Raw genomic sequence first — 17,085 nt, 5'->3', positions numbered from 1 at the left:
GACACGGATGTCCCCACCCTGGCCCGGACGGGGGCGGGGCCCGCGGGGCCGGAAAGAAGCCTGAAGGTCCTCTCAGCTTTCTTTCAGCGGCGGCTGCGCGGGCCGCGACCGTCGTTACCTTGCCCGACGTGACAGTCACCGAGATCCGCCCGTCCGTGGGCCAGACGCTGCTGTGGTTCCTCGACCGCTACCGGGGCGAGGAGGGCGCGCTCAACTGCCCGGTGCTGTGCAGGTTGCGCGGCCCGCTCGACCGGGACCGGCTCGGGGAGGCGATCGGCCGCGTGTCGTCCCGGCACGAGGCGCTGCGCACCACCTTCACCGGCGGTGGCCGCCGCCTCAAGGCGCTGGTGCATCCGTCCGTGTCACCGCGGATCCGCGAGGTGGACCTGACCGGCGAGCCGGACCCCGGGGCGTGCGCCGACCGGGAGGTGGCCAGGGAACTGGGCACCCGGATCGACGCCACCGAGAGCGCGGTGCGCATCACGCTGTGGCGGCTCGCCGAGGACCATCACGTGCTCTGCCTCAACATGCACCACATGGTGACCGACTCGTGGTCCTGCAACGTGGTCTTCGAGGACCTGTGCGCCGCGCTGGACGGCAGACCCTGCGGCGACACCGCCGCCTACTCGCGGTTCGCCGAGGAGCAGCGCGAGACCCTCGCCGGCCCTTCCGGGAAGCGGCTGAAAGCCTTCTGGGGCGAGCGCCTGAAGGACCTGACGCTGCCCCCGCTGCCGATCCGGCCGGCCACCGCGGGCGCGCCGCGCGACACCAGGCTCGTGCAGCACGTCCTGGACGCGCCGACGGTGGCCGCGCTGGACGCCCTGGCCAAGCGGGAGCGGTCGACGATGTTCGTGGCCCTGCTCACCGCCTACTACCGGGCCCTGAAGGCGGTCAGCGGCGCCGAGGACCTGGCGGTGGCGACCCTGTTCGCCAACCGCGGTACCGCGCACCGGCGCACCGTGGGGTTCCTGGCCAACATGGTGCTGCTGCGGACCCGGCTCGGCGGCGGCGACTTCGCCGCGCACCTGCGGGCCGCGCACGGCACGGTGATGGAGGCGTTCGTCCACCAGGCGCTGCCGTTCCAGATGCTGCCGATCAACCCGGGCGGCACCGACCGCCGGCTGGACGACGTGGTGTTCCAGATGATGGCGGACCCGGTGTACGCGACCCGGGCCGGCGGGCTGGACCTCGAGGTCCTGGTGCCCGACGACGTCGCCACCCGTTTCGAGCTGGAGCTGGTCGCCGTGCCCGACCGGGACACGGTGCGGGTGCTGCTGTTCTACAACCCCGACCGTTTCGATCCGGAGTTCGCCGAGTCGCTGCTCGCCGCGTACGTCGACATCTGCACGAGCGCCGCCCGCAGCGCGGCGCCCCACACCGACCAGCCCGGGGCCGCGTCCCCGGCAGCGCACGGGAGGCCACGATGACCAGTGAGGTGACGGCGGGACGCGCGCTGTCCGCCGAGGAGATCCGCGAAACCGTCGCCGCGCGGCTGGAACTCCCGGCCGCGGAGATCGGCCTGGACGAGGACCTCGTCACGCTCGGCCTGGACTCCCTGGGGATGATGAACCTGGCGGCCTCCTGGCAGGAGGCCGGTGTGGAGGTGGCCTTCGGCGACCTGGTGGAGGAACCCACCGTGCGCGCCTGGGCCGCGCTGCTGTCCGGGGCCGGCGACGGCACGGGCCCGCGCCCGGAGGAGGAGCAGGACCCGGCCGCCGGGACGGGAGGGTTCCCGCTGGCGCCGATGCAGCACGCCTACTGGTCGGGCCGTCAGCCGGGCATGCCGCTGAACACGGGGTCGCACTTCTACTTCGAGTTCGACGTCACCGGCGACGTCGCGCGCTGGGACGGCGCGGTGGCCGCGGTGCGCCGTCGGCATCCCATGCTGCGCGCGGCCGTCGGCGAGGGCGGCCAGCGGATCCTGCCGGAGTGCCGGGGCCTGGACGAGGTCGTCGACCTGCGCGGTCTGGAGCCTCCGGAGCGCGGGCAGCGACTGGCACGGCTGCGCGAGACGCTGTCCCACCAGACGCTGCCCGTCGCCGAGGGGGGCGGGCTGGACGTGCGGCTGGCGCTGCTGCCGGCCGGGAAGGGCCGGCTCTTCCTCGACATCGACATGATCGTCTGCGACGCGTCGAGCTTCCGGATCGTCGTCGCCGACCTGGCCCGCCTCTACGAGGACCCGGCCGGCGCGCCCGCGCGGCCCGCCCTGGACTTTTCCGGGTACCGCCGCCTGGTCGCCGAGGGCGGCCGGGAGCCCCGCCCGGCCGACGTCTCCTACTGGCGCGACCGTGCCGAGGACCTGCCCGAGGCGCCCCGGCTGCCGCTGGCCGTGCCGCCGGAGCGGATCGAGCGGGTGCACACGGTCCGCCGGCACGCCTGGCTGGCGCCGGAGACGTGCGAACGGTTCGCCCAGCACGCGCGCAGCAACGGTCTGACCGTGTCGATGGCCGTCGCCGCCGCCTACGCGGACGTCCTCGCCGCCTGGAGCGAGGAGGCGGGGTTCCTGCTCAACCTGCCGGTGCTGAACCGGATCCCGGTGCACCCGGACGTCGGCCGGATCGTCGGGGACTTCACCGACCTGCTGCTGTTGCAGGTGGCGCCCGACACGCGCCGCACCTTCGCCGATCGCGCCCACGCGGTGCAGGAGCAGTACCGGCGCGATGCGGCGCACGCGGCGTACGGCGGCACGTCGGTCCTGCGCGACCTGGCCAGGACGGCCGCCGGGGCGAACCGGCGGGCGGGTGTGGTGTTCACCAGCGCGCTCAGCCTGGGTGAGCTGTTCGACGGACCGACCCGCGCGGTGCTCGGCACCCCGCTGTGGATGAGTTCGCAGACCTCGGGCGTGTGGATCGACCTGCAGTTGATCGAGCACGACGACGGCATGCTGATCAACTGGGAGACCGCCGAGAACCTCTTCGAGGCCGGTGTCCCCGAGGCGATGTTCGAGGCCTTCGTCAACCGGGTGCGGCTGCTCGCCTCGCAGCCCAGCGCCTGGTGGGAGAGTCTGCCGGTGCGGCCGCCCGCTCCGCAGCTCCAGGCCCGCCGCGGCGCCAACGACACCGCCGCGGACCTGCCCCGCCGGGCGCTGCACCAGGAGTTCTTCCGGCAGGCGGCCGAGCGCGGCGGGGCACCGGCGGCGCTCTGGGGCGAGGGCCGGGTGCTGACGTACGGGGAACTCGCCGGGCGGGCCCTGCGGCTGGCCCACGTCCTGCGCACCGCCGGTGTCACCGCGGGCGACCGGGTCGTGATCACCCTGCCCAAGGGCGTCGACCAGGTCGTCGCGGTGCTGGCGGTGCACGCGCTGGGCGCGGCGTACGTGCCGGTGGGCGCGGAACAGCCCGAGGCGCGGCGGCGCACCGTGGAGTCGCTGTCCGGCGCCCGGTGCGCGGTGACCGCGGGTCCGGCCCGGGACGCCGCCGGCGGCCGGGTCGCCCGCATCGACGTGCGGTGCGCCACCGACCGCGAACTGCCGTCGCTGGAGCGGCCGGTGGACGTCCCGCCGGACGCCCCCGCCTACGTGATCTTCACGTCCGGCTCGACCGGGGAGCCCAAGGGCGTGGAGCTGACCCATGCGGCGGCCCACAACACGGTGGCCGCGCTGAACGAGCGCTACCGGATGGGCCCCGCCGACCGCACGCTGTGTCTGTCGGCGCTCGACTTCGACCTCTCCGTGTACGACATCTTCGGCCCCCTCACCTGCGGTGGCGCGCTGGTCCTGGTGGACGACGAGGAGCGGCGCTCGCCCGGGACGTGGCTGCGCAGGGCGGCCGAGCACCGGGCCACCGTCCTCAACTGCGTGCCGGCGCTGCTCGACATGGCGCTGGCCGCGGCCTCGACGCGGCCGGAGCCGGGCGGCTGGCCGTTCCGGCTGCAGCTCCTCGGCGGCGACTGGGCGGGGCTCGACCTGCCGGGCCGAGTGCACGCGCTGCGTCCGGACAGCGTGTTCGTGGTCCTGGGCGGCACCACGGAGACCGCGATCCACTCGACCGTCCAGGAGGTCACGGAGGTGGACCCCTCCTGGCCCTCGATCCCGTACAACGTGCCGCTGCCCAACCAGTGCTGCCGGATCGCCGACGAGCACGGCGGCGACCGCCCCGACTGGGTGCCCGGGGAGCTGTGGATCGGCGGGGCCGGGGTGGCCCGCGGGTACGTGGGCGCACCGGAGCTGACCGCCGAGCGGTTCGCGGAGGTGGACGGCGTGCGCTGGTACCGCACCGGCGACCGGGCCCGCTACCGGCCCGGGGCCGTGATCGAGTTCCTCGGCCGCGCCGATCTCCAGGTCAAGGTGAACGGCTATCGGATCGAGCTCGGCGAGGTGGAGCGCGCGCTGGGCCTGCACCCCGGGGTGCGCGACGCGGTGGTGACGCCTCTCGCCGGGCACGGCGGCGCGCTGTACGCCCTGGTCGCTCCGGCCGCGGCCGACACCGAGGGCGTGCTGGCCACGGCCGCCCGGCAGGTGCCCGCGTACATGGTGCCCGCCCGGGCGGTGGCCGTGGACGCCCTGCCGCTGAGCCGCAACGGCAAGGTCGACCGCGCCGCGGCGGGGCGGCTGCTGACCGCGGCGCTGGACGAGCGGTTGGCCGGCGACGCGTCGGACGCCCCGCGCGGTGCGGCGGAGGAGACGGTCGCCGCGCTGTGGGCGGACCTTCTCGGGTGCGGGCCCCTCGGCCGGAACACCGACTTCTTCCGGGTCGGCGGCGACAGCCTGCAGGCCACCCGCCTGCTGGCCGCCCTGCGCCGGCAGGGGTACGAGGCCAGGCTCGGCGACCTGTTCACCCGTCCGACGGTGAGCGGTTTCGCCCGGACGCTGACGCGCACCGACGCGCACGGTCCCGGCACGGTCCCGGCCGACCCGGTCCACCGGTACGAGCCCTTCCCGCTCACCGAGGTGCAGCGCGCCTACTGGCTCGGCCGCGACCCCGACTTCGTCCTCGGCGGCGTCGCCTCGTACTGGTACTGGGAGTTCGAGAGCGACCACGTCGACCTGGAGCGGCTGGAGGCCGCCTGGAACACGCTGGTGCGGCGGCACGGGATGATGCGCGCCGTGCTGGACGGCGAGGGCGGCCAGCGCGTCCTGCCCGAGGTGCCGCACTACCGGTTCGCGGTCACCCGCACCACGGCGGCCGACCACGAGGAGGCGGTCGCCGCGCTGGGGGAGATGGCGCAGCAGGTCCTCGACGTGACCTCCTGGCCGCTGTTCGACGTGCGCGCCGTGCAACGCGACGACGGGCGCACGGTGTTCGGGGTGGGGTTCGACTACGTGGTGCTCGACGCGCTGTCGATCATGACCATCTTCACCGAGCTGAACGCGCTGTACTCCGACCCCGGGCGGGAACTCCCGGCACTGGAGCTGTCCTTCCGCGACTACCTGCTCGCCCGGCGGACCGATCCCGCGGCGAGGGCGCGGGACGAGGAGTTCTGGCTGCGGGCGATCGAGGAACTGCCCGCGGCTCCGGCGCTGCCCATGGCCACGGACCCCGAGCGCATCGGTCGACCGCGGTTCGTGCGGGAGGAGTTCCGCCTCGACGCGGCGACCTGGGCGAAGCTCCGCCGCCGCACGGCCGACGAGGGGCTGACCGCGTCGACGGTGGTGGCGGCGGCCTTCGCCGAGGTGCTGGCGGCGTGGAGCGCCGAGACCTCGCTGACGCTGAACCTCACGGTCTTCGACCGGCAGGACGTGCACCCCCAGGTGAACCGGGTGGTCGGCGACTTCACCTCGCTGCTGCTCCTCGGGCACCACAGCCGTCCCGAGGGGTCGTGGGCCGACACCGTGCGCCGGCTGCAGGGACAGGTGTGGGAGGGCCTGGAGCACCGCGACGTCTCCGCCACCTGGGTGCTCCAGCAACTGGCCCGGCGCGCCGGGGGCGGGCAGACGCTGATGCCGGTGGTGTTCACCTCCACGCTCGGGGTGAGCGCGGACTTCAAGGACCTCTCCTTCGGTTTCGGCGAGCTGCGCCGGGGGCTTTCCCAGAGCCCGCAGGTCGCCCTGGACTGCCAGGTGGTGGAACGCGGCGGCGGACTCGCCGTCAACTGGGACCACGTCGAGGGCCTCTACAGTCCCGGGGTGGTCCCGGCGGCTCTGGAGGCGATGCGCCGCCTGCTGGTCGCGCTCGCCGACCGCGACTGGTCCCGCCCGGCCCCGCCGGTCGCCCTTCCCGAGGCGCAGGCGAGGGTCCGTGCCGAGGTGAACGACACCGCCGCGGCCCGCCCCGCCCGTACGCTGCACGAGCCGGTCCTCGACGTCGCCCGCCGCACTCCCGGTGCCGTCGCGGTGCGCACGCCGTCGGGCGAGGCCCTGACCTACGCCGAGCTGGCCGGCCGGGTCCTCGGTGTCGCCGGGCACCTGGTGTCGCTGGGGGCGCGGCCGGGCGAGACCGTCGTCGTCTCGCTGCCGAAGGGGCCCGACCAGGTGGTCGCGGTGCTCGGCGTGCTGGCGGCGGGCTGCGCGTACGTACCGGTGGGGGTGGGCCAGCCGGCCGCGCGCCGCAACCGGATCGTGCGGTCCGCCGGGGCGCGCCTGGCCCTGGTCGCGGACGGCGCGGCCGCCGCCGCGGACTGGGACGAGGCGGTACGGCCGGTGCCGGTGGCCGAGGCGTCGGCGGCCGTACCGCTCGCCGAGCCGGTGCCGGTCGACCCGGGGCAGCTCGCGTACGTCATCTACACCTCGGGCTCCACCGGCGAGCCCAAGGGGGTGGAGATCACCCACGCGGCCGCCGCCAACACCGTCGACGACGTCAACGCCCGCTACGGCGTGGGCCCCGCCGACGTGGTGCTGCAGGTCTCGGCGCTCGACTTCGACCTGTCCGTCTACGACCTGTTCGGGCTGCTCGCGGTGGGCGGCACCGTGGTGACGCTCCCCGAGGACGTCCGGCGGGAGGCGGCCGTCTGGGCCCGGCTCGCCGCCGAGCACGAGGTCTCCGTCTGGAACACGGTGCCCACCCTGCTCGACATGCTGCTGGTGGCCTGCGAGTCGGGCACGAGCCTGCCGCGGCTGCGCGTGGCGATCGTCTCCGGCGACTGGGTCGGGCTGGACCTGTGCGACCGGCTGCGGGCGTGTGCGCCGAACGCCCTGCTCGTCGCGATGGGCGGGGCCACCGAGGCCTCGATCTGGTCGAACGCCCACGAGGTGCCCGCCGTCGACCCCGCGTGGGTATCCGTCCCGTACGGGCGTCCGCTGGCCAACCACCGCTTCCGGGTGGTCGACGCACACGGCCGGGACCGGCCCGACTTCGTGCCGGGCGAGCTGTGGATCGGGGGCGCCGGCGTGGCGCTCGGCTACCGCGGCGACCCGGAGCGCACCGCGGCCTCCTTCGTCACGGCCGGGGGCGAGCGCTGGTACCGCACCGGCGACCTGGGCCGCTACCACCCCTCGGGCATCCTGGAGTTCCTGGGCCGGCGCGACCACCAGGTGAAGATACGCGGGCACCGGATCGAACTCGGCGAGATCGAGACCGGGCTGCGCGAACTGCCCGGTGTCGCACACGCGGTGGCCTGGGTCGACACCGGCGCCGGAGCGCGCCGCCTGGCCGCGGTCGTCACCCCCGCACAGGGCGCGGGTCCCGCACCGGCCGCGGGAGAGCTGCTCGCGGCGCTGGCCGCACGCCTGCCCTCCCACATGCTCCCCGAACACCTCACCGTCGTCGAGCGGTTGCCGCTCAACGCGAACGGCAAGGTCGACCGCGCCGCCGTCGCGCGGACGCACGGACCGCGCCACGCGGCGCAGGAGCCCGCGGCGGACGACCGTCCCCGAGGGGGCACCGAACGCGCGGTGGCCGGGGTGTGGGCCGATCTGCTGGAGGCCCCCGGGGTGGGCCGCAACGCCGACTTCTTCAGTCTCGGCGGGGACAGTCTCACCGCCACCCGGGTCGTCCAGCGGTTCGCCGAGCGCTTCGGCGTGGAGCTCTCGCTGCGCCAGCTCTTCAACCACCCGACCGTCGCCGGGATCGCCGCCGTCCTCGACGCCGAGATCTCCGGCAGCCACCCTCGCCAAGCGTCCGTCCGACTGGAAGAAGGTGTCCTGTGACCGCCGCCGACATCATCAGCGAACTCGAACAGGCCGGACTGCACCTGTGGGAGGACGAGGGCAGGCTCCGGTTCCGTGGCCCGGAGGGGACCATGACCCCCGAGCGGCGCGCCCTGCTCTCCGGCTGCCGGGAGGACGTGCTCCGGGTGCTGCGCGAGCGCGGCCCGCAGCAGGTGCGGGCCGATCCCGACGCCGCCCACGAGCCGTTCCCGCTCACCGAGGTCCAGTCGGCCTACCTGCTGGGCCGCCGGGGCGCCTTCGAGTACGGTTCGGTGCCCTGCCACGCCTACGGCGAGCTGGAGTTCCCCGCGCTCGACCGGGACCGGCTGCTGCGGGCCTGGCAGCGGGTGGTCGACCGGCACGAGATGCTGCGCGTGGTCATCGACTACGACGGCCACCAGCGGGTGCTGAAGGACCCGCCCGCCCCCGTCATCGGCTGGCACGACGTGACGGCCCTGCCCGCGGAGGCGGGCGAGGAGGTGCTGCGCGAGGTCCGCGGCCGGCTCTCCGCGGAGTCCAAGGACGTCACCGCGTGCCCGCTGTACTCCCTGGAGGTCACCGGGTTCACCGACCGGGCCGTCCTGCACTTCTCCATCGACTTCCTGATCGCCGACTACGTGAGCATCTACCGGCTGCTGGACGAGTTCGGCACGTTCTACGAGGACCCCGACGCCGCTCTCCCGGCCCCCGGGATCTCGTTCCGCGACTATCTGCGGGCGGAACGGGCGGTGCGCCAGGGGCCCGCGTACGAGCGCGACCGCGACTACTGGACGGCGCGCCTGGACAGTCTGCCGCCGGCCCCCGAACTTCCGTTGGCCGACCGGCCCAGCCGGCACGGTGCGGCCGGTTTCACCCGGCGCGAGCTGCGGCTCGAACCGGCGCTGTGGTCGGCGCTGAGGACCCGTGCCGGTGAGCGGCAGGTCTCCGCCTCGACGGCCGTGATGGCCGCCTACGCGGAGGTGATCGGCCGCTGGAGCCGCAGCCCCCGGTTCACGCTCGACGTGACGGTGCTCAGCCGGCTGCCGCTGCACCCGGACGTGGGCGACGTCGTGGGCGACTTCACCTCCGTCGAGCTGCTGGCCGTCGACGGCGGCTGTGCCGACACCTTCGCCGGGCGGGCCCGCAGGGCGGGCGAGCAGCTCTTCGAGGACCTCGACCACCGGCTGTTCTCCGGCGTGGAGGTGCTGCGCGAGCTGACCCGCCGCCGGGGCCAGCAGGGTTCGCTGATGCCGGTGGTGTTCACCAGCGCCATCGGGCTGTCCGACGGCCTCGCCCCGCAGGGCATGATGCGCTCCCGGATCCGCAACGGCATCAGCCAGACGCCGCAGGTGTGGGTGGACTGCCAGGCGATGGAGGCGGGCGGGGCGCTCCTCGTCAACTGGGACGTGCGGGACGGCACCGTGCCCCCGCCGGTCCTCGACGACATGTTCGCCGCGTTCCGCGACCTCCTGCACCGCCTCGCCGGCGGGGACGAGGCGTGGGAGGGCGATCCGCTCGCCCTGCCCGCCCACCAGGCGCGGCGGCGCGCGGCGGTCAACGGCACGGCGCGGCCCGTGAGCGACGCGCTGCTGCACCGGGCGCTGCTCGACGAGGCCCGCCGGCGGCCGGAGGCGACGGCGGTGATCGACCACCGCGTCAGCGTCGACCGCGCGACGCTGACCGGCCGGGCGGCCGCCGTGGCCGCCGCGCTCGCCGCGCGGGGCCACCGGCCGCACCGGCGGGTCGCGGTGGTGGTGGAGAAGGGCTGGGAGCAGATCGCCGGTGCGCTCGGGGTGCTGCTGGCCGGGGGCACGTACGTCCCCGTCGAGGCGGGCCAGCCCGAAGCCCGGCGCAACAAGATCATCGAGTCGGCCGGGGCCGACCTGGTGGTCTCGCACAGCGCGGTCGGCGGCGAACTGCCCGCAGGGGTGGAACGTGTCGACGTGGACCGGCTGTCGACGGCCGCCGTCGACGAGGTCCCGGTCTCCCCGGGCGACTCGGCGTACGTCATCTTCACCTCGGGCTCGACCGGTGAGCCGAAGGGCGTGGAGATCAGTCACCGGGCCGCGGTCAACACCCTGGACGACGTGTGCCGCAGGTTCGCGATCGGCGCGGACGACGTGGCGCTGGGGCTGTCGAGCCTGGGCTTCGACCTGTCCGTCTTCGACGTCTTCGGCGTTCTCGGCCGGGGCGGCACCCTGGTGCTGCCCGACCCGGAGCGGCGCAGCGACCCCTCGCACTGGGCCGAGCTGATCACCGGGCACGGGGTGACGGTGCTGAACACGGTGCCCGCCCAGATGATGCTGCTGGAGGAGTACCTGCGCGGCGACGGCCGCGACTGCGGGAGTGTGCGGCTCGGCATGATGTCGGGCGACTGGATACCCGTGACGCTCCCCGACGCCGTCCGGGAACGGCTCCCCCGGGTGGAGCTGTACAGTCTCGGCGGCGCCACCGAGGCGTCGATCTGGTCGATCGTCCACCCGATCGGCGAGGTCGACATGGCGGCTCCGAGCATCCCGTACGGCACTCCGCTGGAGAACCAGCGCTTCCACGTGCTCGACGCGTCCCTGCGGCCCAGCCCCGACCTCGTCGTGGGCGACCTGTACATCGCCGGCGCCGGCCTCGCCGAGGGCTACCTGGGCGACCCGGAGAAGACCGCGGCGAGCTTCTTCGCGCTGCCGGACGGCGAGCGGGTGTACCGCACCGGCGACCTGGCCCGCTATCTGCCCGACGGCACCCTGGAGTTCATCGGCCGCGACGACCGGCAGGTCAAGATCCGCGGCCACCGCGTCGAACTGGCCGAGGTGGAGTCGGCCCTGGCCGCCGATCCGCAGGTCGACGCGGTGGCGGTGACCACGCAGGGCGAGCGCAACGACCGCAGGCTGATCGCCTTCGTCTCGCCCTCTCCCGCCGGACCGTCCGACCACACGGTGGACGCGGACCTGGTGCCCGAGGTGCTCGCGGCGGCCGAGGAGATCCATGACGGGGTGGACGTCGCGAAGGTGGTCGAGTTCGCGGCCGTGCTCGACGACGCGGCGCTGCGGCGCATGGTCGACGTCCTGCGCCGGGAGGGCGTGTGGCCGGACACCGCCACGCGGCACAGCACCTCCGAGGTCATGCGGCTGGCCGGGGTGGCCCCCAGGCACGAGCGGCTGGTGCGCCGCTGGCTGGCGGCCTGCGTGGAAAACGGCTACCTGGACCGGGCCGCGGACGGCAGTTTCGGCTGCCTGCGCCCGGTCACCCCCGAGGACGTGGCGCAGGCGTGGGGCGAGGTCGACCGGCTGCTGCCGGAGGCCAACGACCGTCCCGAGCTGGTGGACTACTTCAAGCTCGCCGCCACCCACCTGCCGGAGCTGATGCGCGACGAGCGGGACCCGCTGCGGATGCTGTTCCCCGAGGGCGACCTGAGCATCCACGAGGCCGCCTACATGGAGGGCTTCCTCTCCCGCTACCTCAACCGGCTGGCCACCTCCACCGTGCTTGCCGCGGCCCGGCGCAACACCTCCGGCCGTCCGCTGCGGGTGCTGGAGGTCGGCGCCGGCGTCGGCGGCACGAGCGTCGACACCATTCCGGCGCTGGACGGGGAGAACGTCCGCTACACCTTCAGCGACGTGTCGCAGTTCTTCCTGAACAAGGCCGGTGAGCGGTTCGCCGAACACCCCTGGGTCGACTACGCGCTGTTCGACTTCAACGAGCCGTACCGCGAACAGGGCGTCCGGCCGAACTCGGTGGACGTGATCCTGTGCGGCAACGTCATGCACTACGCGAAGGACGCCCGCGCGGTCCTGCGCCGGATGCGCGAGGCTCTGGTGCCCGGCGGGTGGCTGGTCTTCATCGAGACGACCCGCGACAACTACCAGATCCTCACCTCGATGGAGTTCCTCTTCGACGCCACCGCCGGGGACTTCCAGGACGTGCGCCACGGCAAGGACCAGACCTTCATCGGCCGCGGACAGTGGTACGAGCTGCTGGCCGAGGCCGGGGCCGAACTGGAGCTGTGCGTCCCGGCGCCCGAGGACGAGCTGGCCCGCATCGGCATGCACGTCTTCGCGGCCCGCTTCAAGACCGACCGCGCGCCGCTCGACACCGAGGAGCTGGCCCGGCGGCTCGCCGAACGGCTCCCGGCGGAGATGATCCCCTCGCGCTTCGAGGTGCTGGACGCGCTGCCGCTGACCGACAACGGCAAGGTCGACCGCGCCGCCCTGGCCCGGTGGGCCGAGGAGCACCGCACGGCGGGCGCCGCGGCCGCCGCGGAGAACCCGCGCGAGGCCGGCGAACTGGAGCTGGGCGTCGCCGCGGTGTACGCGGAGGTGCTGCGCGAGACGGAGGTGCCGCTGGACACCAACTTCTATGCCCTCGGCGGGGATTCGCTGCTCGCCGCGCAGCTCGTCACCGCGCTGCGCGAGCAGGTGCCGACGGCGGCCGAGGTCTTCTTCGACGAGCTGCTGCGCGAGCTGCTGAACGGCGCGTCGGTGCGTGAGCTGTCCGCCTTCCTCCAGCAGGGGCAGGAGGTGTCCGAGGAGAGCGGGGCCGGTGACGAGCTGACGCTGGCCGGGGCGGCGGACGCTCTGGGCAACCCGGTGCACGTCCTGGTCGGCGACGGTCTGGGCGGCCACGCGGAGCGGCTCGCGGCGGGCCTCGGGGCGCTCGACCCGGTGGTGGTGGTGCCGCCGGTGCGGGTGGCCGAGGGGCAGGACCTGGACGACGTGGCGCAGGAGATCGTGGCACGGGTAAGGACGTTGAGCCCGGGCCCGTTCCATCCGGTCGGCGCGCACAGCGGGGGTGTGCTGGCGCTCGCGGTCGCCCGGCAGCTGGTCGAGCTCGGCGCCCCGGTGTGCGGGCTGACCGTCCTGAGCAGCTACCCGCTGCCCGCAACGGTCCGCGACGACGTCCTCGAAGAGGCGCTGTTCTGCCTGGACCGCGGGCTGGACCCGGCCGCCCTGGGCTATCCGGACGAGTCCGCCCTCGGGTCGGCGCTCGCCGTACTCGCCCCCGCCGGTGACATACCGCCCGGTGCGCCGGCCGCGCTGGCGGACCGGAGCGAGCCGGAGCTGCGGGCCGTGGGCGAGACGGCCGCCGCGCTCGGCGCGCGCCCGCGCGAGGAGCGGCTGGCCGGGCTGGCCCGGGCGCTGGGGCTCGGCGCCGACGAAGTCGCCGGACGCCTCGCGCGGGGACGGGCGCTGGCGGCCTGCGTCGCCGCCCACGACCCCGGTCCGTACACCGGGGAGGCCCGGCTGCTGGTGCACGCCGAGGAGTCCCCCGTCTGGCCCGCCATGGCCGCCGACATGTCCGCGCTGTGGGAGTCGGTGTGCGTGGGCGGACTCCGGCGGCAGACCGTGCCGGGCGACCACTTCACCTGCCGTGAGCTGGTCACCTCCGAGGTGATCGGCCTGCCCGACGAGGAGGACGCGTGAGCGGGCACAGCACCCCTTCGGTGGCGGTGGTCGGCGCCTACGGCGCCGTCGGCGAGGCCGCCGTACGGGCCGTCGCCGAGCGCCGTCCCGACGCCGTCGTACGGCTCGGCGGGCGCGACCGCGCCCGGGCCGAGAGCCTGCTGGCCAAGTCCGGTCTGCGCGGTGAGGCGGTCGAGGTGGACCTGTACGACGGCCGGTCGCTGGCCCGGTTCTGTCGCGGCGCGCGGGTCGTCCTCAACTGCGCGGGCCCGTCCTACCAGGTCCTGGACCGGGTGGCCTGGGCCGCGGCGGCGGCCGGCGCCGACTACGTCGACCCGGGCGGTGACGAACCGCTGCTGGAGGCGCTGACCCGGCCGGGCACCTTCGCCGGTACCGCCGTCGTCACCGCGGGCATGCAGCCGGGCCTGACCGGTCTGCTCCCCCGCCACCTGTGCTCCGCCCTGAACCGGCCGCGGCGGCTGACGGCCTACGTCGGCACGATGGACCGGCTCACCCCGGCCGGAGCCGCCGACTACCTGCTGTCCATGGGCGGTGCGTACGGGGAGGCCCGCGGCGCGATCAGGGGCGGCGTCCGCGTGGAGCGCGAGCTGGAGCCGCGTACCGGCGTCGAACTCCCCTACGCGCACAACCGGGTGGACGTGTACCCGTACCTGAGTTTCGAGTCCGCCCGGCTCCCCGAGGCCACCGGGCTCACGGAGATCGACTGGTACAACGTCTTCGACGGCGGCGCGCACATGATGAACTGCCTGAGCAGGCTCCAGGGGGCGATGCGCGGTGAGTCCGCCCTCGTCGAGGCGGCCGAGGAGCTCACCCGGGCCGCGGCGCTCGACCTGTTCGGCAGGGATCCCTACCAGCTCATGCTGTTCGAGGTCACCGGCACCGACGGCGCCGGCCGCCCGGCCACCCGCAGCCTGGCCCTGCGCGCCGGCGACACGTACGCCCTGACCGGCCTCGCCGCTGCGCTGGCCGTGCTGGCGGTCCTCGACGGCACGGTGGCCCCGGGGGTGCGCTTCGCCTCCGACGTGCTCGACGCCGGGACCGTGCTCGCGGCGCTGCGGGCCGAGCCCGCGGTCGGGCTGCTGGAGGTCGTCGACCGGCCGATCCTCGCGGCCCGTGCCATGGAGGAGGGCGAACTGTGACCCGCCCCCGCGTCCTGGTGGCCGGTACCGGATTCGGCCGCGCCTACCTGGCGGCCTTCGAGCGAGCGGACTTCGGCTTCGAGCTGGCCGGGATCCTCGCCTCCGGCAGCGCCCGCAGCCGCGCCTGCGCCGCGCACCACGGCGTACCGCTGTGGTCCGCGGTCGAGGAGGTGCCCGACGACGTCGACCTGGCCTGTGTGGTCGTCGGGGGGGTCATGAACGGCGGTCCGGGGCCCCGGCTCTCCCAGGCGCTGATGCGCCGCGGCGTGCACGTGCTGCAGGAACACCCGCTGCACCCCGACGAGTTGGTGGCCTGCCTGCGTGCCGCCACCGAGTCCGGCGTGGTGTTCCGGCTGAACACCCACTATCCGCACGTGGAGCCGGTGCGCCGGTTCATCGCCGCCGCCCGCGGCCTGGTGGCCCGGCAGCAGCCGCTGTTCCTCGATGTGACCTGCGCCTTCCAGGTGCTCTACACGGTCTTCGACATCCTCGGCCAGGCCCTGGGGACGATCCGCCCGCACGGCGTCGGCGGGGCGCTCGCGGAGGAGCCGGAAGCGCCCTACCGGAGCCTGGCCGGCCGCTTCGGCGGGGTTCCGATGTCCTTCCGGCTGCAGAACGAGCTGGTGCCCTCCGATCCGGACAACTACAGCCACCTCTTCCACCGCATCACCCTGGGCACGGACGGGGGGCACCTCACCCTGGTCAACACGCACGGCCCGGTGCAGTGGAGCATGCGCCCGCACATGCCGGACGGCATGAAGGAGCTGGTGCGCTTCGGCGACTCCGCCGCCCCCCACCTGGCGGTGCCGAGCGTGGAGCACATCGGTCCGGCGCAGGGCGCCTCCTACCGCGAGGTGCTGCGCGAACTGTGGCCGCAGGCCACGGCCCGGGCCATCGCCGCGACCTGGGACGAGGTCCGCTCGGGCGCGGACAGCCGGGGGCATGTGCAGTACCAGGTGGCCCTGGCGAAGCTGGCGATGCGCGTGAGCGAGGCCTGCGGGCCGGTACGGATGCGCCACCCGAAAACGCCGCCGGAACTCCTGGCCGCCTCGGATCTGCTGGAGGTCCCGGTATGAGCACCGACGTCCCCAACCCGTGGCTGCGCGGCTACTTCCCCCGGCCGGGAGCAGCGCGGCGGATCGTGTTCTTCCCGCACGGCGGAGGGGCGGCGAGCTTCTACCGCCCGCTGCTGCGCGACCTGCCCGAGGACGTCGAGGGCATGGTGGTGCAGTACCCCGGCCGGGAGGACCGCATGGGCGAGCCCTGCTGCACCGACATGCCCGGCCTGGTGGAACCGCTGGCCAAGGCGCTGGCCGGCCTGGACGACAAGCCCGTGTGGTTCTTCGGGCACAGCATGGGCGCCTCCGTCGCGCACGAGGTGGCCCGGCTGCTCGGCTCGGCGGGCGAGGCGCTCCCGGAGCGGCTGATCGTCTCCGGCCGTCCGGGGCCCGCCCGGCAGCGCCCGGACGACAAGTACCTCGACGACGAGCGGCTGTGGGCCGACGTGTGCCGGCTCGGCGGGACCGACGCACGCCTGCTGCGGATGCCCGGCCTGCGCGAGGTGATGCTGCCGGTGCTCCGCGCGGACTACCGCCTGGTGGGCGGCTACCGCCCCGCTACCGGCCGCGACCTCGCGGTGCCGGTGAGCGTCTGCTACGGCACCGAGGACCCCGAGGTGGACGCGGCGGACGCGGCGGCCTGGGCCGACGCCACCTCGGCGCACACCGAGCTGACCGCGTTCCCGGGCGCCCACTTCTACCTGCGCGGGCCCGCCCGCGACGCGTTGACGCACTGGCTGGCCCGACGGCTGCACGCCCACACCGACCCCGCGGGAGGGAACCGAGGATGATCGTACGACCCGTCGTGGAGAAGTACGCCGAGGAGGTCTCCTCCCCCGCGCCGTCCTGGCTGGCCGGCCTGGTCGCCGACACCGAGGCCGAGACGGACCTGCCGGCCATGATGGTGGGGAGCCTGGAGGGGGAGTTCCTGGCCTCCCTGGTGTTCGCCCTGCGGCCCCGCCGCATTCTGGAGATCGGCACCTTCACCGGCTACTCCGCGCTCTGCATGGCCCGGGCGATGCCGCAGGACGCCGAGCTGCACACCTGTGAACTGAGCCCGCTGCACGCCTCGATCGCCCGCAAGCACCTCGCGGCCTCACCCTGGGCGGAGCGCATCCACCTCTGGGAGGGCCCGGCCCTGGCGTCGGTGGGGGACCTGCCCGGCCCCTTCGACCTGGTCTTCGTCGACGCCGACAAGCCCGGCTACATCGACTACTACGAGGCGGTGCTGCCGAAGCTGTCCCCGCACGGACTGCTGCTGGCCGACAACGTCCTGCAGTTCGGAGGTGTCGCCAACGAGCGGGACCAGCAGCCCGACACCGTCGCGATGCGCGCGTTCAACGCGCATGTCGCGGCCGACCCCCGGGTGCGGCAGAGCGTGCTGACCGTACGCGAGGGCGTGAGCGTCATCCGGCGGGTCGGCTGACCCGGCCTCCGTACACGTCGCGGGGGGGGGGGGGGGAGGAGAGGGG

General features: G+C 74.5%; 7 protein-coding genes. All 7 read left to right on the top strand.

Features of this window, described 5'->3' with window-relative positions; all coding sequences use genetic code 11:
- The first annotated feature begins 128 nt into the window (after positions 1-128).
- The 7 genes from ACL02U_RS05065 to ACL02U_RS05035 are packed head-to-tail and all read left to right on the top strand — an operon-like array spanning position 129 to position 17,039.
- Positions 129-1,427: a condensation domain-containing protein gene (locus ACL02U_RS05065; RefSeq protein ID WP_412789408.1), complete on the top strand. Its 1,299-nt coding sequence runs from the start codon at positions 129-131 to the stop codon at positions 1,425-1,427.
- Complete coding sequence (locus ACL02U_RS05060) at positions 1,424-8,023, top strand: amino acid adenylation domain-containing protein (protein ID WP_412789407.1); 6,600 nt, start codon at positions 1,424-1,426, stop codon at positions 8,021-8,023. Before ACL02U_RS05065 ends, ACL02U_RS05060 begins: the two co-directional genes overlap by 4 nt.
- Entirely contained in the window at positions 8,020-13,416 is a 5,397-nt protein-coding gene (locus ACL02U_RS05055) for an amino acid adenylation domain-containing protein (RefSeq protein ID WP_412789406.1), read from the top strand. The genes ACL02U_RS05060 and ACL02U_RS05055 overlap by 4 nt, the downstream gene beginning before the upstream one ends.
- A complete protein-coding gene (locus ACL02U_RS05050) occupies positions 13,413-14,555 on the top strand; it encodes a saccharopine dehydrogenase NADP-binding domain-containing protein (protein ID WP_412789405.1) in 1,143 nt (380 codons plus the stop codon). Before ACL02U_RS05055 ends, ACL02U_RS05050 begins: the two co-directional genes overlap by 4 nt.
- Positions 14,552-15,631 carry a Gfo/Idh/MocA family oxidoreductase gene (locus tag ACL02U_RS05045; protein WP_412789404.1) on the top strand — a complete coding sequence of 360 codons (1,080 nt, stop codon included), beginning with the start codon at positions 14,552-14,554 and terminating at the stop codon, positions 15,629-15,631. Before ACL02U_RS05050 ends, ACL02U_RS05045 begins: the two co-directional genes overlap by 4 nt.
- Complete coding sequence (locus tag ACL02U_RS05040; RefSeq protein ID WP_412789403.1) at positions 15,628-16,404, top strand: thioesterase II family protein; 777 nt, start codon at positions 15,628-15,630, stop codon at positions 16,402-16,404. The genes ACL02U_RS05045 and ACL02U_RS05040 overlap by 4 nt, the downstream gene beginning before the upstream one ends.
- Positions 16,401-17,039, top strand: a complete 639-nt coding sequence (locus ACL02U_RS05035; RefSeq protein ID WP_412789402.1) for an O-methyltransferase — start codon at positions 16,401-16,403, stop codon at positions 17,037-17,039. The genes ACL02U_RS05040 and ACL02U_RS05035 overlap by 4 nt, the downstream gene beginning before the upstream one ends.
- Positions 17,040-17,085 lie beyond the last annotated feature (46 nt).

Source organism: Streptomyces sp. MS06 (genome assembly GCF_047200655.1).
In the GTDB taxonomy this organism is placed as follows: Bacteria; Actinomycetota; Actinomycetes; order Streptomycetales; family Streptomycetaceae; genus Streptomyces.
Note: the sequence above shows the minus strand (reverse complement) of the source record. Positions and strands in the feature narration are given on the sequence as shown.

What these genes read in the sequence shown, in the direction of transcription:
- ACL02U_RS05060 (WP_412789407.1), top strand. Translation starts at nt 1,424, where the DNA reads ATGACCAGTGAGGTGACGGCGGGACGCGCGCTGTCCGCCGAGGAGATC.
- ACL02U_RS05040 (WP_412789403.1), top strand. Translation starts at nt 15,628, where the DNA reads ATGAGCACCGACGTCCCCAACCCGTGGCTGCGCGGCTACTTCCCCCGG.
- ACL02U_RS05035 (WP_412789402.1), top strand. Translation starts at nt 16,401, where the DNA reads ATGATCGTACGACCCGTCGTGGAGAAGTACGCCGAGGAGGTCTCCTCC.